Below are 22769 nucleotides of genomic sequence, written 5' to 3'. Positions count from 1 at the left end.
ACTATAACCATTACTTATGGAATTTTTCTATGAAATGCTAACTAATCAAAGCGGTATTATGCTGATTACGATTATCGTTTTAGCATTAGGTTTTGATTACATAAACGGATTTCACGATGCAGCCAATTCTATTGCAACTATTGTAACAACGCGTGTTTTAACGCCTGTTCAAGCTGTAATTTGGGCCGCTGCATTTAACTTCGTTGCTTATTTTATTTCTCTTTATATAATAGGGGAGTTTAAAATTGGTAATACAATTGCTAAATCCATTAATGAGAACTTCATTACATTAGAAGTGATCTTTGCTGGATTGGTAGCAGCAATTATTTGGAATTTAATGACTTGGAAGTTGGGTATCCCTTCTTCGTCTTCACATACGTTAATAGGTGGATTTATCGGTGCGGCAGTAGCTCACGCTGGTGGATTAAGTGTTGATGGAATAGATGTTATTGTTTATTCTAAAGTAGTGCCTATTTTCTTGTTTATTTTTGGAGCACCTTTCTTAGGGATGTTCTTAGCTTATTTTATCACAGTTGCTATTCTGTGGATATGTAGAAAACAAGCGCCTCATAAATGTGAGGTGTGGTTTAAACGTCTTCAGTTAGTTTCTTCTGCTTTGTTCTCATTAGGACACGGGGGAAATGACGCACAGAAAGTAATGGGTATTATTGGTGCAGCGGTTATCTTTTACCACATTAATGTAGATATGGACCCTGCTTATATGGTTAGTGGTGTTGATACATTCAAATTGTTCGTAGAACACTGGTGGTGGGTTCCTTTAGCTTCATTCGTATTCATTGGTCTTGGTACTTTATCAGGAGGATGGAAGATTGTAAAAACAATGGGATCTAAGATTACTAAGGTTACGCCTTTAGAAGGGGTAGCAGCTGAAACAGCAGGGGCAGTTGCCTTATATGTTACAGAGCACTTAGGTATTCCTGTTTCTACAACACATACGATTGCAGGTTCTATCATCGGGGTTGGGGTTACAAAACGTATCTCAGCAGTTCGCTGGGGAGTAACGATTAACCTGTTATGGGCTTGGGTATTAACCATTCCTGTTTCTGCAATTATTGCAATGGTAGTTTATTATATTATATCGCTATTTTTATAGTAGGTAGGATATATTAGATATAAAAAAACGGAGTAGTCTTTTAAAGACTACTCCGTTTTTTATTTGTACTTGCTTATTCTTCTTCTCGTTGTCCCATCATCATTAGATAAGCTTTTAAGAATTCGTCAATCTCTCCGTTCATCACAGAGTCAACATCTGTTGATTCATATTGCGTACGGACATCTTTTACAAGTTTGTATGGATGCATCACGTAATTTCTAATTTGTGAACCCCATTCAATCTTTTTCTTATTCGCTTCAATCTCATCGCGCATCGCTTGTTTTTTCTTCAACTCAATTTCATAAAGTTGCGATTTCAAAAGCTGCATGGCTTTGGTTTTGTTATCTAACTGTGATCTCGTTTCAGAGTTTTCAATGATAATTCCAGTAGGGTGGTGGCGTAAACGAACAGCTGTTTCAACTTTGTTTACATTCTGACCTCCAGCACCACTTGAACGCATTGTTTCCCATGAAATGTCAGCTGGACTAATTTCAATCTCGATTGTGTCATCCGCAAGAGGATAAACATAAACAGAGACGAAAGATGTATGTCGTTTGGCATTACTGTCAAAAGGCGAGATACGAACTAAACGGTGAACACCATTTTCTCCTTTTAAATAACCAAAAGCAAATTCTCCGTCAAACTCTAAAGTTACTGTTTTAACTCCAGCAACCTCCCCTTCTTGGTAGTTTAACTCTTTTACTTTTACGCCATTTTTTTCTCCCCACATGATGTACATACGCATCAACATAGCAGCCCAATCACAACTTTCAGTTCCTCCAGCTCCAGCAGTGATTTGCAATACAGCGCTCATACTGTCACCTTCGTCAGAAAGCATATTTTTAAACTCAAGTTCCTCAACGATTTCTCGAGTTTTATTATATTGCGCTACAACTTCTTCTTCGGTAGATTCTCCTTCAGCATAAAACTCAAGAAGTATCTGTAATTCCTCTAAATTTGCTTTAGCATTTTCATATCCTTCAACCCATTTCTTCTTGGACTTCAATGCTTTAACGATTACTTCGGCCTCTTTAGGGTTGTTCCAAAAATCAGGAGCAAAGGTCTTTTCTTCCTCGTTTGTGATCTCAATTAACTTCTTATCGACGTCAAAGATACCTCCTTAACGCACCAAGGCGATCAATAATATCCTTCTGTTGTTCTGTGGTTACCATAATTTTTAATACTTTTATAGCACAAAAATACTTATTCCTATCAATTTATGGAAATTAATTTAGTAAGTGATACAATCACTAAGCCTACGCCTGAGATGTTAAACTACATGATGAAAGCAAGGGTAGGTGATGATGTTTATAAACAAGATGGTAGTACTAATGAGTTGGAAGTAGCTGTAGCAGAGTTGTTTGGTATGGAAGCAGCACTGTTTTTTCCCTCAGGTACAATGGCAAATCAAGTTGCAATTAAGTTACATACACAGCCTGGAGATCAGTTAATCTGTGACAAAACTTCTCATATAAATCTTTTTGAAGGAGGAGGAGTTGCTGTACATAGTGGGGTTACTTGTGCTTTAGTAGATGGAGTTCGCGGTAGAATTACGGCAGATCAAGTGTTACAACACTACAATGAGCCTACTAATATTCATTTGCCAAAAACAACATTAGTAAGTTTAGAGAATACAACTAATCTTGGAGGTGGTGCTTGTTATGAAATGCAAGAGTTAGAACGCATCCGTGAGGTGTGTGATGATAAAGGATTGAAGTTGCACTTAGACGGGGCGAGATTGTGGAATGCTTTAGTGGCAAAATCACAACATCCAAGTCAGTTTGGAGCTTTATTTGATACTATTTCAGTTTGTTTTTCAAAAGGATTAGGAGCGCCGATTGGTTCTGTTTTGTTAGGATCAAAAGCAGATATTCAAAAAGCATTGCGCATCCGTAAGTTAATGGGAGGTGGAATGCGTCAAACAGGATATTTAGCAGCTGCAGCTTTATTCGCTTTAAAGAACAATGTAGGTAGATTGCAAAGAGATCATTTCAGAGCAAAGCAAATAGAGATGATTTTAAACAAGAAACTTTGGATTGGTGAGGTTTTACCCGTACAAACGAATATCGTTGTTTTTAAGCTAAAAGAACCTGTCTTAAGCAAGTTGTTTGTTGATAAGCTAAGGCAAAAAAACATATCTATTAGTGATATGGGAGGTGGATGGCTTCGAATGGTAACTCATTTAGATTACCGCGAAGTAATGCATGAGTATGTATTAGAAGCACTCTCAAAACTAGAATTATAGCATTAGAAGTCATTCCGAAAGGAATGACTTTTTTATTTAAGATAATTTAGTTTTTTACTTACACAAAATGAATTACCTTTGTTTAGAATTAAATTAAATAATGGAAAAACTTAAGCAACGTTGGGGGGTAACATCTAATTTTCAATTGACAGTTATCTTTATTGTTTTCGCAATTACTGGTTCAACATCAGCCTATATATCTAAGCCTATTTTATCATATATTGGAATAGAAAGAGATGGGATGTATCCGTTTCTTTATTGGATTTTATATTTTGTTTTGATATTACCTGTTTATAAGGTGTTATTACTTTGTATCGGAACATTGTTTGGACAACGTGTGTTTTTCTGGAACTTCGTAAAGAAAATGTTACGCAGTATGGGAATGGGCTTTATATTGCCTAAGGAGAAGAAAGAATAGGTGTTTGGTTGTAAACCACACGGAATATATACAAAAAGAGCAGCTTTTATAAGCTGCTCTTTTTTAGTTTTTATGTATGATGAAAATACACGGTCTTTTGTGTAAATCTACTTTTGTATTCTTCCATTGAGAAGCAGGTTTTGTTGAAATAAACTCTGTTTCTAATGTGATATCACAAGCTACGCAAACTAAGGTGTTTGGGTTTAAAATTTGTGCCATATCTTGTAGTAATTGGTTATTTCTATACGGCGTTTCAATAAACAATTGTGATTGGTTCTTTTCTTGTGATAATCTTTCTAAGCCTTTAAGTGCATTCTTCTTTTCTGCTTTGTCAATTGGCAGGTATCCGTTGAAAGCAAAACTCTGTCCATTCATACCAGAAGCCATTACTGATAATAAGATAGATGAAGGACCAACAAGAGGTGTTACTTTGATATTGCGCTTATGTGCTAAATCAACGATTACAGCACCAGGGTCAGCTACTCCAGGACATCCTGCTTCACTCATTACACCAATGCTTTTACCTTCTAATAATGGATTGATGTAATCTTTGTATTCACTAATCTCAGTGTGCTTGTTTAAAGGAAATAAAATAAGTTCTGATTGTTTCTTTTCTGGACAAATACTTTTAATAAAACGCCTTGCTGTTTTTTCATTTTCTACAATGAAGATGTCAAGCATTTCAATAGCGCGTTTTACTGTTTGTGGTAACACATCAAGAGGATTAGTTGTTTCTCCTAATGTAATTGGTATAAGGTATAAAGTACCTGTTGGTGATTGATTTGTCATGAATAGTGTATTCTATAAATAGTTGTACAAAGGTAAAGATAAAGAATAGTACAAAAAAGAAAAGGAAGAAAATGACTTTCTTCCTTTTACTAAATATATCTAAGATTGTAAATCTTTGGCTATTACGTTGCAAGCATCGTCTAACATTTTATAGACGTGGTAAAAACCTCCTGGACCTCCAAAGTACGGATCAGGTACTTCTTTATTTGAACCAGGGTGTAATTCATTTAATATGAGTTTTACCTTTTGTTTCGCTTCTTCATTAGGAGCTAATTTAATTACGTTGTCGTAATTTGATTGGTCCATAACGTAGATTCTGTCAAACTCAGTAAAATCAGTAATGCTAAATTGACGAGCTCTTTGGGTAGTTAAATCAATGTCATAATGCGAAGCAACTTCTATAGATCTTGGATCAGGTTGTTGTCCGATATGCCACGCACCCGTTCCCGCTGAGTCAACAAAAAAACTTTCTTTCGAAAGTTTTGATTGTAGGATACCCTCTGCTAATGGAGAACGGCAAATATTACCTAAGCAAACCATCAAAACTTTAGCTTTCATTACATACTAAATTTAAGATTAATATCGTCGTGATATTTTTTAAACTCTTTGTCTGTTTCAAGAAGATTGTCAATCGTTTTACAAGCGTGTAATACAGTTGCGTGATCACGATCTCCAATTTGAGAACCAATACTTGCTAAAGAAGACTTTGTGTATTTTTTAGCAAAGAACATAGCAAGTTGTCTTGCTTGCACAATGTTTCTCTTTCTTGTTTTAGAACGAAGTGTTTCTGTATCCATTTGGAAATAGTCAGATACCACTTTTTGAATATAATCGATAGAGATTTCTCTCTTAACATTCTTAACGAATTTCTCAACTACGTTTCTTGCAAGGTCAATTGTAACTTCGCGTTTGTTGAATGAAGACTGTGCAATTAATGAAATAATAGCACCTTCTAATTCACGGATGTTAGAATTTACGTTTTTAGCAACGTATTGAATAATGTCTTTTGGCATTTCAACACCATCGCGGTATAAAAGGCTTTCAACGATTCTAACTCGTGTTTCAAAATCTGGATGCTGAATTTCAGCAGATAATCCCCATTTGAAACGAGATAATAAACGTTGTTCGATGTCTTGCATATCAACAGGTGCCTTGTCCGAAGTCAAGATAACTTGTTTACCATTTTGGTGTAAATGGTTAAAGATATGGAAGAATACATCTTGCGTACCTGATTTACCAGATAAGAATTGAATATCATCGACAATTAATACATCTATTAACTGATAGAAATAAATAAAGTCATTTCTTGTTTGTTTACGTACAGAGTCAACATATTGTTGCGTAAACACTTCAGCAGAGATGTATAAAACAGTCTTTTCAGGGTATAGGTCTTTAATCTCAACTCCAATAGCGTGAGCTAAGTGAGTTTTTCCTAATCCTACTCCTCCAAAGATTAATAAAGGGTTGAACGATGTACCTCCAGGTTTGTTAGCTACAGCTAAACCTGCTGAACGCGCTAAGCGGTTTGAATCACCTTCTAAGAAGTTGTCAAATGAATAATTTGAATTTAATTGTGACTCAATCTTAACATTGCGAATTCCAGGAATTACAAAAGGATTTTTTAATTCCGGATTCTTATTTTGTACAGGTACGTCTAATTCTTGTGGTTTAACAGGGCTTCTTTGAGCACTTGGTAATTGCTCTGTATATGGTTGTTTTTTTCCAGATGTATTTTCCATCTGAATTTTATACAGCAATTTAGCTTCAGGGCCAAGTTGTCTAGTTAAGGCTACTTTAAGAATTTTTACATAGTGTTCTTCCAACCACTCGTAAAAAAACTTACTTGGCACTTGAATATATAAAGCATTCTCTGTAAGCTCAATTGCCTGAATGGGCATGAACCAAGTCTTAAAAGCTTGTTCTTGGATATTGTCTTTTATGAACTCAAGACAATTATTCCAAACAGATTCTGCGGACTTAATCGTATACTCGTGCATTTTAGGTTAGAATTATAAAAACAGTTACTACTTTTGGGTATATTTTAAGGGGATAAAACTACCTTTATTTGAGAGCACAAATATGTGAACAAATTTTGGGATAAAAAAACTAAATAGGCATTGTATAAAACAAATTAATTTGGTAAGTACTATAAAAAAAAGAAGAAACAAATATAATTAAAGGGAATATGAAATATTTTGATTTTAACGTCAGAGTACGTTATGCTGAGACGGATCAGATGGGGGTTGTTTATCACGGAAATTATGCGCAATACTTTGAAATTGGGCGAGTTGAGTGGTTAAGGAACCTTGGAATATCGTACAAGAAAATGGAAGAAATGGGGGTAATGCTACCTGTTGTTTCACTGACAATGAATTATAAGAAATCGGCTAAATATGATGAGGATTTGACTATCAGAACAATCTTTAAAAAGCTGACTTCCGTGAAGATAGAATTTGATTATGAATTGTATAATGAAGCAGGTGAATTGTTAACAACAGGTAATTCTGTTTTGGTATTTATTGATATGATAACAGGTCGTCCAATTGCTGCTCCTCAATATGTTGTTGATAAAGTTGCTGCAATAGAAATGTAAGTATTAAAAAAGAGTTTTTATAATTAATGGTTTTACTAAAAACAAATAATTATATTTACTAAAAACAAATAATATGAAATCAGCTTATTGGCTAATGGGTATTGGATGTCTATTTTCTGTGGGAGTTTTTGCTCAGGAAACGAAGATTATTGACGGACGTGCTCGTATGTATGACGGTAAAATAGTACCTGCTACTATTGTTAATAAAAATAGTAAGGAAGAAACTAAACTTGATGGTCGTGGTTATTTTATGATCAATACGCAAGTTGGGGATACAATTCAGTTCACTAATAAAAGAATTTCTCCTGTAGATTATGTTATGACGGCAGAGGATTTTAAATTAGGAAGAGTGAATGTGGTGTTCACTAAGCCAGGTCAGACGTTAGAAGAGGTTGTTATTTTACACAAAAATTTTGATGATGATTTGTTTGAGTTAGGAAATAAGAAAAAATTGACTCCTGCTGAAAGAAGATATAAAAAGAATAATACTGTGTTTGCTTCTACAGCAAATTACGGAATGGGTATTAGTTTAGATGCTTTAGCTAATCTTGTTTCAGGAAGAAAGAAAAAGGATAAGGCTGCAATATTATATGAAAGATTAGATATTCGTATCCAAGAGTTTGTTGAGGAATATCCTAAAAGTGATTTGTTAGAGGATATGAAGATTCCTAAAGACAGAGTAGATGCTTTCTTATACTATGTGGTTGCACAACCAGAGTATGGCAAGGTGAAAGTAGAAAGAACAGAAGAGTATCAGTTGTATTTGGCAAAACAGTATGCTGACTTTGTTGGTTTCTTAGGTTTGTAAGTTTACATAATAGAATATAGTGTAAAAGAGGTTGATGTCGCATTTTGTGGTATCAACCTCTTTTTTTGTGCTTTTTTGAGAATGTAGTTTAAAATAAACGAGGGAATTAATTTTAGAGATAATGTCTTTGTGAAATTGGGTGAACACTACCTTTTTTTGAGTGAGTTTTTTTTCACTAAAAAAAAGGTAGTGTTCGCCCTTTTTTTGTTTAGAATACTTTTAAATGTTGCTACGTTTAATTAGAAAATAAAGAATTATGGCAAGATATAGAGCTACGGTACTGCGTACACATAAAGAAGGTGAAATGTACATTGAGAAGGGAATGAGTGTTGAATTTGCATCTTTTACTCCCCCGTGGATGGTAGAACAAGGTAAACCAATACAAGAGGCTTTCTTAAGAGTATACGGTGTAGACTTGAAAAAAGGTTTTGCTTGTAGTCCTGGTTTTATAGAAGTAATAGAAATAAAATAGACTTGCGTGTTTTGACAGTGTGGTCTGTTTTCTTTGTACTGTCATTGTAATACTGTGAAAGGATGAAAGACTTGATAAGAGTTCAAAAAGTACTTGAGGCATTTAAGGTAAAGGGTGAGTTAACGGTTGATTATATATGTAGTCAACTTGGAGATGAACGTGGACCTATAAGTTATGAAACGTGGAATCGCTTGCGTAAAAAGTTGATAGAGGAACTTAATATACCAATTGTTTACAATAGGTTGATTAAGGTCTATGCTTTAAATGAGGTTGAGGAAAATGGAGAGAGATTAGACGTTTTGAGTTTAAATAAATTTATTGAAAACTATGAAGTGATTAGTCTGTTGATGAAAAAAGCAGGTGAAGATATAGATGCAATAAAGTATATCGAGTTTGAACAACAAACGTGTTTGTACAATATCAATTTTTTCAACACGCTTTTAACTGCACTACAAAGGAGGTTAGAAGTGAAGCTAACACATCAAAGTTATCGCAGTATAAAGGCAAAAGAAAGTTTAGTAAGACCATTGTATTTTAAACAATATCAAAATAGGTGGTATTTAATAGCAGAGGTAGGTGAGGAGTTTTTGAGTTTTGGTTTAGACCGTATCAAACAGGTAGAACTAACACAAAAGAAGTTTAAACCAAGATTAGATGAGGCCAAGGCTTTGTTTAGTGAGATAGTAGGGTTAAATCATAGTGATTCGGATAGACAGCGTATTGTTATTGAGTTTGCCATTTCACAAAAGCCTTACGTACTAAGTCTGCCTTTGCATCACACACAAAGTGTAATCAAGGAAGGTAAGAGTACCTTTCAAATAGAAATATGGGTAAGACCTAATTATGAGCTTCAACAACAAATACAGAAATATGGCAATTTTGCTAAGGTTGTAGAGGGAGATTGGGTTTGCCTGTGAAATGAATAAAAATTATGGCTGTACAATTTTTTCCATCATACCCGATTCAATAATTAGACGAATTAAATTATGAAGTTTTTAGAGAGAAAACATATTGTATTAATAGTCGATATGCTGAATAGGGCAAGTAACTATGAATAGTTTATGGGAGGGACAAGAGTTATAGAAAGCTTAGAGATTATTAAATAGAGTTTTAAAAATAATTAAATATAAAACAATTATGATTACACATTTTTTGATTCTTCCTTTTTTACTTTGGGGAGCTGCGGTTATACTAATAGGTGGAACTGCAGGGATCGGTATAGGATATCTCAGTGAAAAATATGCAAAAACAATGGAAGATATCACTAAAAATAAATTAGGAATTTTAGGGATGCAAGGAGCTGGTAAAACACGCTTTTTAAATTTTTTAGAAGGTAAACCTTTTTTAGAGAGTAGTACGAATAGGAAAGATTATCTTGATTTTACTTATCAATTGAAAAATGGAAAGAAAATAACTATTGCATCAGGAAAAGATATTGGAGGAGGAAATGTTTTTAGAGTAGATTATGAGTCAATATTAAAAAATAGTGATATAATTTTATTTTTTTTTAACATAAATGCTTATTTAAAGAATTTTTCAGATAGTGATAAAATTCTTTATCAGCGATCGTGTAATTCAAGATTTGAACATATTTATATAAGAGTTAAAGAAGAAAAGAAGCCTGTTGTAATAATTGCAACACATAGAGATGAGTGTTTGCTTTCAGATGAAGAAATGACGCGAAAATTTAATGAGTTAGTTCAAAATAAAAACTATACCGAGATGTTAAAGAAAGTAATTTATGTAAATTTAACTAACTCTGTCGAAACAAAGGAATTGGTTGAAAAATTAATGTTAAAATAAACAATATGAAAAGAATATTATTATCCCAACATAAAGAGAATAATGGAACAGATTATTTGATTGTAGATGGAGAATTGTTAATAGATGGCAATAGCATAGTTGAATATGGACGTTTAATTGCTCAAACAGATGAATGGCAAGAAGAATATAGAGATGAGTTTCTCGAGATTAGAAAAAAAGAAAATAAAATAATTCTTAAATCATATTATACAGATAAAGATATAGTAGGACGTGTAATTTATTATTTATATATAATAGAAGGGGTGGATGACTTCAATATCATTATGGATTATTTAAAAGAGGATTCAAAGGTGATTGATAGAACATTTGATAGAGAAAAAATACTTGGTATAGTTGAAGAAATAAATAATAATAAAAAGCTTAAAAAAAAAGTGATAGGAATAGTTCTACTAATTATAGGATTAAGTCTTTTAACATATTTAATAAAAAAATAAAAAATGAAGAATAAGTTGCCAGAAGTAGTAGTTTTTCAAGAGGATGAGAATGCATTAAACTGTAGGTTTAAAATACCTTATTCATTAGGAAATGAGATTGCAGTTAAATCAATAGAATATGATTTGGATGATTTTAAAGAAAAACATACTTTGATTGGAAATAAAAGAACTTCAGTAGGAGATGTATATTTTTTACATCCTTATAAGGATAATACATATGTAGAGCAATCTGTAATTGAAAACTATTTATTTGAAGAGAAAATAGGGTTATATGTAAGAGTCGCTGCTTTATTAGGTGCAAAAAGTATTGAAACAAATGTTTCTTTAGAGCAAACTTGTATATATGAATTAGGTGTTGATGGTAAAGTTAGTTATAAGGTTGTTGAATTAGGTGTTGATTATAAAGAAAAAGTAGAACAAAATCTCTCAAAGATTTGTAATGTTAAGGAGTATCATATTCAAGGTGAAGATTTTGATTTGTATAAAAATTTAGACGAGATTTATAAGATGATTAAAAAGTATAATCTTCACCATGAAAGATCATTAATTAATTTAATAGAGAGTCGAGATAATAGGGAATCAAAGGTGCAGTTGGTAGCAAAAAACGCAACGACTGAGCTTACTCAGGAGTTGAATCAATTATATGAACTATCTGCAAAGTTAAGTTCTCCTGTTTTTTCATTAAGTGCAGGGTTTACTGAAAAAATAAAAAAAATTAATACAATAAAAATTAGTCTTCATTTCGAATTTTAACTAATGAACAACCCATCACGCCCATATTTCAGAAAGGAGATAGACGACGTATTCAATAAAGTAAAAGCAAGACTACATGCCGATGCCCAACAAAAAGGAGGTGGCGTAGCTTTATTTACAGATTGTTATACAGGTAAAACACTTCGCGGAGGAGAAGCATATGATTACGAGCACGTACGTTCATCTGAAGAACTATTTATGAAGTACAGAGACCGTATGACAAATGAACAAATAGCAGAAGTGGTAAACTGTGAAGGAAATGTAAAGGTTACTTTGAGAACGATAAATCAATCTAAAGGAAAGCGAAGATTTGAAGAATGGATTTCATCTTCATTAATCGCTAAGTTTGAAATATCAACAAGTGTTTCTCAACGCACCTTACAAGTAGCAGACCAATCTATCCTACAAAAAGTAAATCAGATTTTACGCAGATAATACAAACACAAAAGCTGTCCAATTAGGGCAGCTTTTTTTATATATAAAACACCCAAAAACACCCTATTCCTCCTCCTTAACAGGAATTTCTAAACACCCTATATACATACTTGTACTATTAAGATTATCAGCTTCATTACTCCAGATATACCAAAGGTGAATAGAACCCTTAATCCATTTATCTGGTAGTATTAAAGAAATTTTGCCATCTTCACGATTAGCAATTCGTTCAAATACATGAAATTTTTGCATTTCCTGCATTAACGCGATGACACTTAATTTATCTTCCTTTTCAGCTAATCCCTGACAACTATTATCTTCCCATTGCAATTTAAGCTTTCCGTTTTTTAAAAACTTAACATTAGTTTTTAGAGTAGTAGGTAATACCCCTAAAGCTAAGTATAAGTGTGAATAATCAATATGAAATATCTCATCATTTTCAATATACATTTCCTTCATAAGTTTGGATAATAACAAGTCAAAACCAATTTGATTTTTGTTAGAAACAGCAATGTTTTTATTTATGAATTTACGTAGAGGGGTGAGAAACTGTGTACAATACGTTAATTTAGACTGCTGTATTAATTGTTTTTCAGAACGAGGTTTAAAAGTTTTTTTTGGCATAGAACGCATCAAGTTCTTATTTCTCCACGGAAAGCCAACTACGGTTCCTACTTTTCCCTGAAAGCCACCTAATATTCCTTCCTTAATTTCAGCCATATAGATAAAAGATTAAGATGTTGATAATCATTGTACTAATATAATATTTACTGAATTTTATAAAGTATACTTTTGGGATAAAAAATCATAAAATAATGTCTTTATGTAGAGTTAATTATCTTTTTAAGGTATTGGAGGGTAAACGATAAACAAAACATAGTCTAATGGGTTTTTGATGGTTTCCTATCTATTATTAGTTCCAAATTGAAATGCCAGTAAGTAGTAATTGTCAAACTAAAATATATTTTTAGAATTATCAGACAATCAATAGAGAGTTGACCGAGTATTCTCTGAGTATTGTCCGAGTTTATAATGCTCAGGCCAGTAATACCAAAGAGTTGACGGAGTATTGTCAGTGAATTGTCGGACAATTGTCAGACAATTGGCGGTAAAGTCTTGTAAATCCTACTATTATCAAAAGAATAGCTATATAGTATTAGCAATGTCTTTTTGTGTTTAGTTGGTTGTTTTTCAGTTGTTTAGATGTTTTTTTTTAAATAAAAAAATAATTACATCTGATGTTTTTTTAAGTAAAAACGGAAGTATTGATAGATGTTTATGTCTTAAAATGAATTTTTAATTGTCCAAATGAAGTAAAAAAAATGTTTTTGTTGTCTTTTGCAATGTATTAGCAATAAAAGGTATGGAGATATTGAAGGAGGGGGAAGGTCTAAAAAGAATAATTACACCAACACAAAATATAAACCACAAAAAAAGAGCGAAAACGCTCTTTTATATTTTAATAATCTTCTGCATCAGCTTCAATCACTTTGACTTCATAAAAAGGTACAAACGCCTCTAAAGCCTGGGGGTATTCACTTTTGCGGATAGATAACTCTATTTCACAACTCATCTCCATTGTTTGGTCTAAGATGTTTAAGTTCTTTTCCTTTATCACGCGCATTACATTATTCATGTCTTTGTATTCAAAGCGAACCTTAAACTTCTTGTCAATGGTTTTTTCAATGATGTCAGCTTCTTCCATTGCCATTTGAGCCGTTGCTCGATAAGCAGTGATAAGTCCGCCCACACCTAATTTAACCCCTCCAAAATAACGGACAACAACAATCAGTACATCTGTAACTTCAAATGACTGTATCTGTCCATAAATATGAGCACCAGCAGTATTACTTGGTTCCCCATCATCATTGGCGCGGTAGTATATTTGTTCTGCTCCCAACTGAAAGGCGTAGCACCAATGGCGTGCGTTGTAATGCACTTTTTTGATGCTTTCTAAGATTTCCTTTACTTCCTCTTCTTTCTGAATCGGAAAGGCGTATCCAAAGAATTTACTATTCTTCTCTTTATACAAGACCTCTTCCGTTGGTCGGCTTATTGTTTTATATGAATCTATTTCTTCACTCATGCTTACGGGAATACAATTCGTAGTGTATCGTTTAAAATAAGGTGTTTTTCTTCTGTGTCAAATTTACTTATCACAGGGGCTTTCAACCCCTCGTGTAAATTGGTTTCGCCTACAAATATACGCGCTTCATCCCAAAGATTGTGGTCAATGAAACTTTGCAAGGTCTGACGACCTCCTTCTACAACTAACGACAAGATGTTATGTCGGTACAGAATTGCACATACTTGAGGTAGCAATTCTTGGTCAAAGTCGGCATACTCATAAATAACATTCTCCGTTGTAACCAAGGCTTCATTAGCAGTGATGCATATCGTTTTAGCTTCTCCATTTTGAAGAGCAAAGCTGCTGTCTATTTTACCCGTTCTATCCAAATACACACGTACAGGGTTATTGCCATACCAATCTCTTGTAGTTAAAGACGGGTTGTCGTCAAGCACGGTTTGCGTACCTACTAAAAACGCCATTTCTTCACTGCGATATTGGTGTACGGTTTGTTTAGAATACGTATTTGATATCCAAAAAGGACGTTGGTTATCCCTTGTCAATGGCGCCAAATAATGGTCTGGTGTTTCTGCCCATTTCAAGATGATGTAAGGGCGTTGTTTTTGGTGAAATGTAAAAAAGCGTTTATTGCTTTCTTGACATTCCTTTTCTAACACACCAACAACAACGTCAATACCTGCTTCGCGCATTTTCTGAATACCACGACCGCATACTTTTGCAAATGGGTCCACAGTACCAATCACCACTCTCGGAATTTGCTTCGCGATGACTAAATCACAACAAGGCGGTGTTTTTCCAAAGTGACTACACGGTTCTAAGCTCACGTAAAGCGTACTTTCTTTAAGAAGTTCTTGATTTTTAACGGATGCAATTGCGTTGGGTTCTGCGTGCGGTCCACCATAAGCAGAGGTAAATCCCTCGCCTATGATTTTGTCGTTGTACACCACAACAGCTCCTACTGAGGGGTTTGGCATCGCTGCAAAGGTCCCTTGTTTAGCTAATTGTAGGCAACGAGAAATATATAATTCGTGTTTTTCCAAAATTGATAAAACTGTATCTTTGAACAAATTTAAGCTTTTTAGCTAAAACTCATTAATTTTAGTGTACAACTATGCAAATCAAGTCTTATCAAAACCGCTTTAAGGAAGTACTTTCGCCTTTATATGATGAAATGGAAGCAGAGCAATTGTTTTTAATTGCCTTAGAAGAAATAGAAGGGAAGTCGCGTATTGACTTGGTTATGAATCCCGATTTACAAACGGATAAGCTGACTACTTGGGATGAGGTGTTGGCCGACTTACAACAAGAAAAGCCGATTCAGTATATCTTTGGTCGTGCATATTTTTACGGATTGACGTTTAACGTGAATGAAAACACCCTAATTCCTCGCCCTGAAACGGAGGAGTTGGTAGAGTGGATAATCAATAGTGTAGAAGCTGATAAGCCTATTCGCATTTTAGATATTGGTACGGGGAGTGGTTGTATCGGAATTACCTTAGCAAAGGAGTTGCCTAATGCACAGGTTACTTTGATGGATGTATCGCCTAAAGCTTTAGAAATGGCAACACGTAATGCAAAGGAAAACGGTGTTGAGGTACAAGCTATTTTACAAGATGTTTTGGCATTAGAACAATTGCCTGCACAGTATGACGTGATTGTGTCTAACCCTCCTTATGTTCGAAACTTAGAAAAAGTAGATATTAAAAAGAATGTTTTAGATTACGAGCCACATTTAGCGCTATTTGTAGAAGATGACGACGCGTTGATTTTCTATCGTAAAATAGCAACTTTAGCAAATGATAATCTTCAAGAAGGGGGAATGCTTTTTTATGAAATAAACCAATACTTAGGTGCAGAAACGGTTGCGTTATTTGAATCGCTACTGTTTACAGCTATTGAATTGAGAAAAGATATGGTAGGAAACGACCGTATGATTAAAGCGATTAAAAAAGCTTAAGTAGTAAGGCAATAGATAGGTATTAAAATACTTCTATATAAAGGGTGAATCTTTCAAAAGCACACTATTCTACATTGTTTTTAAAAGCTGAATTTACTATCTTTAATTAAGTGAATCAGTTAAGTATGAAAACGCAATATCAGTATAACAATCGCGAGGTTGTTTTGGAAGTAAAGAAAGCATCTCTTATGGTTAGGATGGTGCTGTATATCTTAGTATTTTTATGTGTGGCGTTGCCAGTAGTCGGAATTGTAGGTGGTGTAGTTTCAGGAGGTGAGGGAATGTCAATTCTAAGCATTGTATTGTTTGCCTTTATTCTTTTTTTAGGGTATTTTGTATTCCGTTTGGCCCTATGGAATACCTTTGGTAAAGAGGAAATTTCTTTCGGAAAAGAGGTTATTTATTACCAAGCTGATTACGGATGGTTTAAAGACAAAAGAAAGAAATACGACGTTGGAAAGACAGTGAAATTTGCAGCTAAACAAATGGGCTATCAAGAGGACAACAAAGGTGTATTAACAGTAGAGGTTGATATGCGACCAATTAATAGTGCAGTAAAAATGCCAATGGCAGAAGTAGAGCAGTTGATTAAAGAGTTGAAGAAACTGTATTAGTTTATAGCACAATATAAGTGCTCTTTATAGCAGATAATGCAGCAAAGGAGTAGTTCAATAAACAAGATAAAACAAAAGCGGATGTATGTAGTAGGCATCCGCTTTTGTTGTGTATTAAGATTAGTGTTCGTGTCCACCACCACCTTCGTTTTTAATCAAGTGACTTTGTAAGTAATAAGCTCCTTTAACCACGATTTCTTCGTCTTTAGGAGGAGTACCAAGAATAGTTACTTGTGTGTATCCAAGCTCACTCACCCCTGTTTTAACTTCCACGCGTTCAAAGTGAAAGTGCTCACTTTCGGTTGTATTCTCGTCTTCTTTTTCTTTGTAAAAGATAAATTCTCTACCGTCTGCTTTAACAATAGCATCACTCGGAAGCACATCAACCGTATTATGACCAGTTTGTATCAACGCATTTACATATAATCCCGTTATTAGATTATCTGGAATATTGTCAATATTCGCGTGTACAGCCACTGTTTTAGTACCGGGTTCAAATGACTTGCCAATACTGAAAATAGTTGCCGTTACTTCTGTCTTGTCGATATTCGTTAGGTTAAACGAAACCTTCTGACCGATGTGAACACTTGCCAAATCTTTTTCATACACCATCAAATCCAAGTGTATTTGGGAGTTGTCAACTAAGGTAAATAGCGATTGTCCTGCCATTACATTTGTTCCAATCTTAACCGGAATAGTAGCAATGTTTCCAGAAATTGGGGCTACTATCTTTAGGGAAGACGAACTTTGTCCGGGTGTGGTATTAACCAGTTTTATGCGATTGCTAAGCGATTGGTATCTGGCGCGTTCAATGTTTAAGTCGGCTTTTGTCTTTTGATATATTTTAGCCGAGTTTACATTCTCCGCACGCAGAGTTTGTTGTCGCTGGTATTCCAATTCTAAGTACTCCAACGTGTTTTTAGAAATAAGGTATTCTTCTTGTAATTGGATGAACTCCGGACTGTCGATTGATGCAATGACTTGTCCTTTTTTTACCTTATCGCCTAAGTTTACATAGATGTTGGTAATTGTACCACTCATAAAAGAAGACACATCTGCTTGGTTCTGCGCGGGTAATTCTGTCTTGCCATTAACGCGAATAACATCGCTTAGGTTTTTTTGTTCTATTGCCCCCAACTTGATATTGGCAGTAGTGAACTGTGCTTTGTTTAACTCCACTTCTTTATTGCCTGCTTCGTTTTCAGTTGTAGTTTCAGTATTTGCAAGGGCAGTATCATTAGCTTGCTTATCTGTTGTATTTTCTTGTTTGCTATTGCAGTTCCAAAATAGGAGAGAAGCAGCAATAGTTACTATGATGAATGACTTTTTCATGTCGCTGTTTGTTTATTGGTTTACTAAATAATGGAGTGTGTTGTGACTTAAATTGTACTGCAATACAGCTTCTAAATAATTGTTTTGAATTGTAAAAGCAGTTTCTGTAGACTGTATATATTCCACATAAGAAATATCTCCATTATTGTATTGCTTTCTTGCGTGGTCTTTGATGATAGCCGCATTTTTTAAAGCATTGTCTAAATAGTAATCAATCACCTTTTCTTGTGCTTTAATGATGTCTAACTGTTGCTGTACGGTTTCCTCTAATTGCTTGTGAATGTACTCTTTTTGCATGCTTACCTGTTGTACTTCATACTTCTTAGCCTTTATTTTTGAAGATTGACTGCCAAAGAAAAGGGGAATAGAAATACCTATGGAATAACTCGGAATGCGCAAGTCCTTGCCGTAATTGCCAATAAGTTGTCCGTTGTTCTCTACTGGTCCTGCTTCAGACTCAATATTGTAAGCTAAAGTAATGTCAGGTAGTAGCGTAGCTTTCTCTAATTTGCGTTCTGCTTCAATAGACTCAATTTGCTTTGCTGCTAATTGTAAGGTGTTGTTCTGACTTAAATCTAAAGTAGAAAGCGGATTGTGTTTATCGTAATACAGTTCCGTTTCAGCAGGGATAAAGTCGTACGTGATATTGAGAAGTGCCTTTATTTTAGACTTTTCATTCTCAAGTACCGTTGCGTTTTGCGTAATCATCACATTGATTTCTTGTTCTTTTGCAATAGCTACATTACTCTCCATTAATGTGGTTTCTCCCGTGTCATATCTCAACTTGGCTGACTTAGAAAAATCTCTCAACAAAACCGCTTGTTCTTGTAATAACAGGTCTTTTGAAAGGGCAAATAAGATGTTTTCCCACGCTTGTTTCACAGCATATTCAGTGGCTATGACAGTACCTTGTTGTTGTAAAATAGCCGTTTCGTAATTTTTGTTTAACACTGCTTTTTTCTTCCCATAGGTAAACGGACTAAAAGCTTGACTAACATTAACGCTAATGTCTTTTTGCCCTTTTCCGTTGAGGTAGCCAAAGCCCGTTGTAACCTCTGTTTTCGCTAAGTCGTAACTGGTTTTAGTCATTTGTTTCTGACTTTGAACAGACAAATCAGCGGCTTTTATACCTTGGTTGTTTTCAAGGGCAATGTCTAAAGCTTGGTTTCGAGAAAGGCGTTTTACCTCTTGCGCATTTGCCCCTAAACCCACTAAAAGGAGAAGAGAACTAATGATTGCTGTGTTTGATTTCTGGCGTATACCAAACCCTTTTTCCTCGTAATAATAGATGATTGGCAAAACGATTAAGGTTAAGATAGTAGCAGAGATAAGTCCGCCTATCACAACGGTTGCTAATGGTTTTTGTACTTCTGCACCAGCACTTGTACTCAAGGCCATTGGCAAGAAACCTAAAGAAGCTACAGCCGCTGTAAGTAATACAGGTCGCAAGCGTATTTTAGTGCCTTCAATTATTCTGTCGTATAAATTCATACCCTCTACTTTTAGTTGATTAAACTGTCCGATTAAAACAATACCGTTTAAAACGGCTACTCCAAAAAGAGCAATAAATCCTACTCCCGCCGAGATGCTAAAGGGCATATCGCGCAGGTATAGTGCGGCTACTCCTCCAATAGCTGAAAGGGGAATAGCAGTGAAAATCATTAGCGATTGTTTGACTGATTTAAAGGTGAAGTACAGTAAAACAAAGATTAAAGCAAGAGCCATTGGCACAGCTACCATCAATCTGTTTTGTGCATCTACCAAATTTTCAAATTGTCCGCCATATGTAATATAATATCCATCTGGTAGGTTGAGGTGTTGGTCTAACTTGTCTTGAATGTCGTTTACCACACTTTTTACATCTCTTTCGCGCACGTTAAATCCTAACACAATACGTCTTTTTCCGTCTTCACGACTAATTTGTTGTGGACCATCTTCGTAAGCAACAGAAGCTATTTGTTCCAACGGAATTTGTTGTCCGTTTGGCAGGGGAATAAACATATCTCTTAGGTTTGTAATATCTTGACGGGCATCGTGGTCTAAACGCACCACAACGTCAAAGCGCTTTTCTCCTTCATAGACAAAACCAGCTATTTCACCAGCATATCCCGCACGGACAATCTGACTGATATCTGAGATTTTTAAACCGTATAAGGCTAATTTATCCTTGTCGTACTTAATAGATATTTGCGGAAGTCCTGTTACTCTTTCAAGTTTCGGACTAGCTACGCCGCTTACTGTTGATATCAATCCGTTGATTTCATCTCCTATACTGGCTAAGCGGTCTAAGTCATCTCCAAATACTTTGATGGCAACATCACTACGAACACCAGTCATTAGTTCGTTAAAGCGCATTTGAATAGGTTGTGAAAACTCAGTGCTCACACCTGGAATTTCCTCTAAGGTTTCTTCCATTTTAGCAATGAGTTCTTCTTTTGTCTTTGCGCTAACCCATTCTTTTTTGTCTTTTAAAACAATGATTACATCCGCAGCTTCCATTGGCATTGGGTCTGTTGGAATTTCAGCACTACCAATTTTAGAGATAACCATCTTTACTTCCGGAAAGCGCTCTTTTAATAGTTGCTCTGCCTTAGTTGTTGTTTCTATTTCTTGTGATAAGGAACTCCCAGAAGATATGATAACGTGCGTGGCTAAATCGCCTTCATCAAGGGTAGGGATAAACTCACCCCCCATACGACTAAATACAAATAACGCCAAGGTGAAAAGTCCGAATGCCACTACAAGTACCAAGCGTTTTATTTTAAAAGCACCTTCTAAAAGAGGCTTGTACCAACTGTACAATTTATCAATCAGCTTGTCGCTGAAGTTTGGCTTTTCTTTTCCTGCTTTTTTAGATAAAAACACAGAAGATATCATAGGAACATAAGTCAGCGATAAGATAAAAGCACCTAAAATAGCAAAGGCTACAGTCATTGCCATTGGTCCAAACATCTTCCCTTCAATGCCCGATAAGGCTAAAATAGGTAGGTAAACAATAAGAATAATGATTTCACCAAAAGAGGCACTGGTTCTTATTTTAGAGGCTGAACTAAAAACTTGTTCGTCCATTTCAGACTGTGTTAGTTTGCGCTTATGACCACTGTGTAGTCGGTGTACAATAGCCTCTACAATGATAACAGCACCATCTACGATTAGTCCAAAGTCAATTGCCCCTAAACTCATCAGGTTACCACTCACGCCAAACAGGTACATCATCGAAATAGCAAATAGCAAGGCTAAGGGGATTACAGAAGCAACAATAAGTCCGGCTCTCCAATTTCCCAATAGTAAAACAAGGACAAACACCACAATCAACGCTCCTTCTACAAGGTTAGTTTGAATGGTGCTCACCGTTTTATCAATCAACTTCGTTCGGTCTATAAACGGTTCGATAGCCACACCCTCAGGGAGTGTTTTCTCAATTTGTGTTATACGTTCTTTTACCAATTGAACTACCTCTTGGGTATTGGCATCCTTTAGCATCATTACCATTCCGCTTACATCTTCGCCCTTTCCGTCTTTGGTTACAGCGCCATAGCGAATACTACTGCCAATTCTCACATCAGCTACATCGCGAATTAACACAGGGGTTCCGTTTACATTTTTAACAACGATGCGCTCAATGTCTTCCAAACTACCAATCATTCCAACACTTCGGATGAAGTAAGCATAAGGTTTCTTGTCGATATAAGCACCACCTGTATTTTCGTTGTTAGCCTCTAAAGCATCAAATATCTCGATGATAGAAGTGTCCATACTTTTCAGGCGGTCTGGTTTAACGGCAACTTCATATTGCTTTAGTTGTCCGCCTAAGGTATTTACTTCAGCTACTCCTTTAACACCTACTAATTGTGGTTTGATAATCCAATCTTGTATCGTACGCAGGTCCATACTATTGTATTGTTGCTCATAGCCTTCTTTTGGGTAAACAACATATTGGTATATCTCTCCCAAACCAGTACTCACAGGAGCAAGTTCTGGTTTTCCAACACCTTTAGGAATTACTTCTTCCGCACTTTTTAATTTTTCAGATAGTTGTGCTCTTGCCCAATAGATGTCTGTGTTTTCTGTAAAGACAACGGTAATCACACTTAGTCCAAAGCGACTAATAGAGCGAAGTTCTGTGATATTTGGAATTGGTTTTACTGCTAATTCGATTGGATAAGTGATAAATTGTTCTACCTCTTGCGTAGCCAAAGTAGGCGAGGTAGTAATGATTTGTACTTGATTATTGGTAATATCAGGTTGTGTATCCATTGGCAAATTTACAGTAGCGTACACGCCTAATACCACAAGGGCAAAGACGAATATTCCGACGATAAATTTGTTGCGGATACTAAAATGTATGATTTTATCTAACATTGTAGTATGGTTTAAATTAAGGTATAAAATGGCGGTATTGTACGCTTTCAGGAGAAAGAGTAAATACGCAACATAAGATTATTTATACCATTAATTTAGGGGGCTGCCAGATAGAATAGACTAAATTATCGACCGATTTTTGGTAGATAGAATTAACTTTAGAAGTGATGAAAGTTGCCACAAAAGTCTTTACTGACGTGGGTTTGGCAACGGTTAGTGATACAGCACAACAAGAACAGGCACACAAAGGAGAACACGCATCCTGATGAGATGTATGCTCACTGTGTTGTTGTACTGTTGTTTGTGCGAAACCAAGTTCATTAGTAGAAACAATATGCTCATACTTATCTGCACACGGATACATACTAATCGCTATGAAGATAAGCGAGAGCAGTAGTGTAAGTATGTTGTTGCCTTGTTTCATAGTGCAAATGTAGAATATTTGATAAAATAAGACGATAGAAAAAATAGGTTATTCTTGCTTTTGCAATGCTGTTGCATCATATATTGTTTTAAATCGTGAATTTGTT

At 35.1% G+C, this 22769-nt stretch carries 23 protein-coding genes; 13 read left to right on the top strand and 10 right to left on the bottom strand.

The window, feature by feature from the left end; genetic code table 11:
- Nucleotides 1–16 precede the first annotated feature (16 nt).
- On the top strand, nt 17–1114 hold the full coding sequence (locus BLT46_RS09580; RefSeq protein WP_090409638.1) for an inorganic phosphate transporter: 1098 nt from the start codon (nt 17–19) through the stop codon (nt 1112–1114).
- A 73-nt stretch (nt 1115–1187) separates the two neighbouring features.
- Here the strand turns inward: BLT46_RS09580 and prfB are convergent.
- A protein-coding gene (prfB, locus tag BLT46_RS09575) for a peptide chain release factor 2 (RefSeq protein ID WP_143021889.1) occupies nt 1188–2286 on the bottom strand; the annotation gives its coding sequence in 2 pieces (ribosomal slippage) (nt 1188–2222 and nt 2224–2286; 1098 coding nt in all).
- A 47-nt stretch (nt 2287–2333) separates the two neighbouring features.
- Here prfB and BLT46_RS09570 point away from each other — a divergent pair.
- Entirely contained in the window at nt 2334–3359 is a 1026-nt protein-coding gene (locus tag BLT46_RS09570; RefSeq protein WP_090409634.1) for a threonine aldolase family protein, read from the top strand.
- Nucleotides 3360–3459: 100 nt separating this feature from the next.
- Complete coding sequence (locus BLT46_RS09565) at nt 3460–3777, top strand: DUF6787 family protein (RefSeq protein ID WP_090409632.1); 318 nt, start codon at nt 3460–3462, stop codon at nt 3775–3777.
- A gap of 63 nt (nt 3778–3840) precedes the next feature.
- On the opposite strand, the gene BLT46_RS09560 is transcribed toward BLT46_RS09565, so the two are convergent.
- From BLT46_RS09560 to dnaA, 3 genes are all read right to left on the bottom strand, one after another.
- Complete coding sequence (locus BLT46_RS09560) at nt 3841–4566, bottom strand: SAM-dependent methyltransferase (protein WP_090409630.1); 726 nt, start codon at nt 4564–4566, stop codon at nt 3841–3843.
- Between the two features lie 99 nt (nt 4567–4665).
- Complete coding sequence (locus BLT46_RS09555; protein WP_090409628.1) at nt 4666–5124, bottom strand: low molecular weight protein-tyrosine-phosphatase; 459 nt, start codon at nt 5122–5124, stop codon at nt 4666–4668.
- Complete coding sequence (gene dnaA / locus BLT46_RS09550) at nt 5124–6563, bottom strand: chromosomal replication initiator protein DnaA (RefSeq protein ID WP_090409626.1); 1440 nt, start codon at nt 6561–6563, stop codon at nt 5124–5126. The genes BLT46_RS09555 and dnaA overlap by 1 nt, the downstream gene beginning before the upstream one ends.
- Nucleotides 6564–6751: 188 nt before the next feature.
- On the opposite strand from dnaA, the gene BLT46_RS09545 reads away from it, so the two are divergent.
- The 8 genes from BLT46_RS09545 to BLT46_RS09510 all read left to right on the top strand — a co-directional run bounded on the left by BLT46_RS09545 (nt 6752) and on the right by BLT46_RS09510 (nt 11885).
- Nucleotides 6752–7159: an acyl-CoA thioesterase gene (locus BLT46_RS09545; RefSeq protein ID WP_090409624.1), complete on the top strand. Its 408-nt coding sequence runs from the start codon at nt 6752–6754 to the stop codon at nt 7157–7159.
- Nucleotides 7160–7232: 73 nt separating this feature from the next.
- Nucleotides 7233–7967, top strand: a complete 735-nt coding sequence (locus BLT46_RS09540; RefSeq protein WP_090409621.1) for a hypothetical protein — start codon at nt 7233–7235, stop codon at nt 7965–7967.
- Between the two features lie 256 nt (nt 7968–8223).
- Nucleotides 8224–8439 (top strand): DUF6140 family protein, encoded by a 216-nt coding sequence (locus tag BLT46_RS09535; RefSeq protein WP_090409619.1) that lies wholly within the window; start codon nt 8224–8226, stop codon nt 8437–8439.
- A 62-nt stretch (nt 8440–8501) separates the two neighbouring features.
- Nucleotides 8502–9356 carry a helix-turn-helix transcriptional regulator gene (locus BLT46_RS09530; RefSeq protein WP_090409617.1) on the top strand — a complete coding sequence of 285 codons (855 nt, stop codon included), beginning with the start codon at nt 8502–8504 and terminating at the stop codon, nt 9354–9356.
- Nucleotides 9357–9576: 220 nt separating this feature from the next.
- On the top strand, nt 9577–10242 hold the full coding sequence (locus BLT46_RS09525; protein ID WP_090409615.1) for a GTPase domain-containing protein: 666 nt from the start codon (nt 9577–9579) through the stop codon (nt 10240–10242).
- Nucleotides 10243–10247: 5 nt separating this feature from the next.
- The gene (locus tag BLT46_RS09520) at nt 10248–10697 is read left to right on the top strand and encodes a hypothetical protein (RefSeq protein WP_090409613.1); all 450 of its coding nucleotides are present in this window, start codon (nt 10248–10250) and stop codon (nt 10695–10697) included.
- Between the two features lie 3 nt (nt 10698–10700).
- On the top strand, nt 10701–11450 hold the full coding sequence (locus BLT46_RS09515; RefSeq protein ID WP_090409611.1) for a hypothetical protein: 750 nt from the start codon (nt 10701–10703) through the stop codon (nt 11448–11450).
- A 3-nt stretch (nt 11451–11453) separates the two neighbouring features.
- Nucleotides 11454–11885 (top strand): hypothetical protein, encoded by a 432-nt coding sequence (locus BLT46_RS09510; protein WP_090409609.1) that lies wholly within the window; start codon nt 11454–11456, stop codon nt 11883–11885.
- A gap of 63 nt (nt 11886–11948) precedes the next feature.
- Here the strand turns inward: BLT46_RS09510 and BLT46_RS09505 are convergent, their stop codons facing one another.
- From BLT46_RS09505 to ribD, 3 genes are all read right to left on the bottom strand, one after another.
- The gene (locus BLT46_RS09505; protein WP_090409608.1) at nt 11949–12605 is read right to left on the bottom strand and encodes a DUF6266 family protein; all 657 of its coding nucleotides are present in this window, start codon (nt 12603–12605) and stop codon (nt 11949–11951) included.
- Between the two features lie 739 nt (nt 12606–13344).
- On the bottom strand, nt 13345–13971 hold the full coding sequence (locus BLT46_RS09500) for an IMPACT family protein (protein WP_090409605.1): 627 nt from the start codon (nt 13969–13971) through the stop codon (nt 13345–13347).
- Between the two features lie 2 nt (nt 13972–13973).
- Complete coding sequence (ribD, locus tag BLT46_RS09495) at nt 13974–15041, bottom strand: bifunctional diaminohydroxyphosphoribosylaminopyrimidine deaminase/5-amino-6-(5-phosphoribosylamino)uracil reductase RibD (protein ID WP_090409604.1); 1068 nt, start codon at nt 15039–15041, stop codon at nt 13974–13976.
- Between the two features lie 44 nt (nt 15042–15085).
- Between ribD and prmC the strand changes: the two genes are divergently transcribed.
- Both prmC and BLT46_RS09485 read left to right on the top strand, forming a co-directional pair.
- On the top strand, nt 15086–15931 hold the full coding sequence (gene prmC / locus BLT46_RS09490; protein WP_090409602.1) for a peptide chain release factor N(5)-glutamine methyltransferase: 846 nt from the start codon (nt 15086–15088) through the stop codon (nt 15929–15931).
- Nucleotides 15932–16056: 125 nt separating this feature from the next.
- Nucleotides 16057–16545, top strand: a complete 489-nt coding sequence (locus BLT46_RS09485; protein ID WP_090409600.1) for a hypothetical protein — start codon at nt 16057–16059, stop codon at nt 16543–16545.
- 120 nt (nt 16546–16665) lie between these two features.
- On the opposite strand, the gene BLT46_RS09480 is transcribed toward BLT46_RS09485, so the two are convergent.
- From BLT46_RS09480 to BLT46_RS13130, 3 genes are all read right to left on the bottom strand, one after another.
- Complete coding sequence (locus BLT46_RS09480; RefSeq protein ID WP_090409598.1) at nt 16666–17877, bottom strand: efflux RND transporter periplasmic adaptor subunit; 1212 nt, start codon at nt 17875–17877, stop codon at nt 16666–16668.
- Nucleotides 17878–17889: 12 nt separating this feature from the next.
- Nucleotides 17890–22239 carry a CusA/CzcA family heavy metal efflux RND transporter gene (locus tag BLT46_RS09475; RefSeq protein WP_090409596.1) on the bottom strand — a complete coding sequence of 1450 codons (4350 nt, stop codon included), beginning with the start codon at nt 22237–22239 and terminating at the stop codon, nt 17890–17892.
- 82 nt (nt 22240–22321) lie between these two features.
- Nucleotides 22322–22603 carry a hypothetical protein gene (locus BLT46_RS13130; protein ID WP_143021888.1) on the bottom strand — a complete coding sequence of 94 codons (282 nt, stop codon included), beginning with the start codon at nt 22601–22603 and terminating at the stop codon, nt 22322–22324.
- Between the last annotated feature and the right edge of the window lie 166 nt (nt 22604–22769).

The organism is Myroides phaeus (assembly GCF_900099675.1).
Taxonomy (GTDB): domain Bacteria; phylum Bacteroidota; class Bacteroidia; order Flavobacteriales; family Flavobacteriaceae; genus Flavobacterium; species Flavobacterium phaeum.
This window is presented reverse-complemented; position numbering and strand designations above follow the sequence as displayed.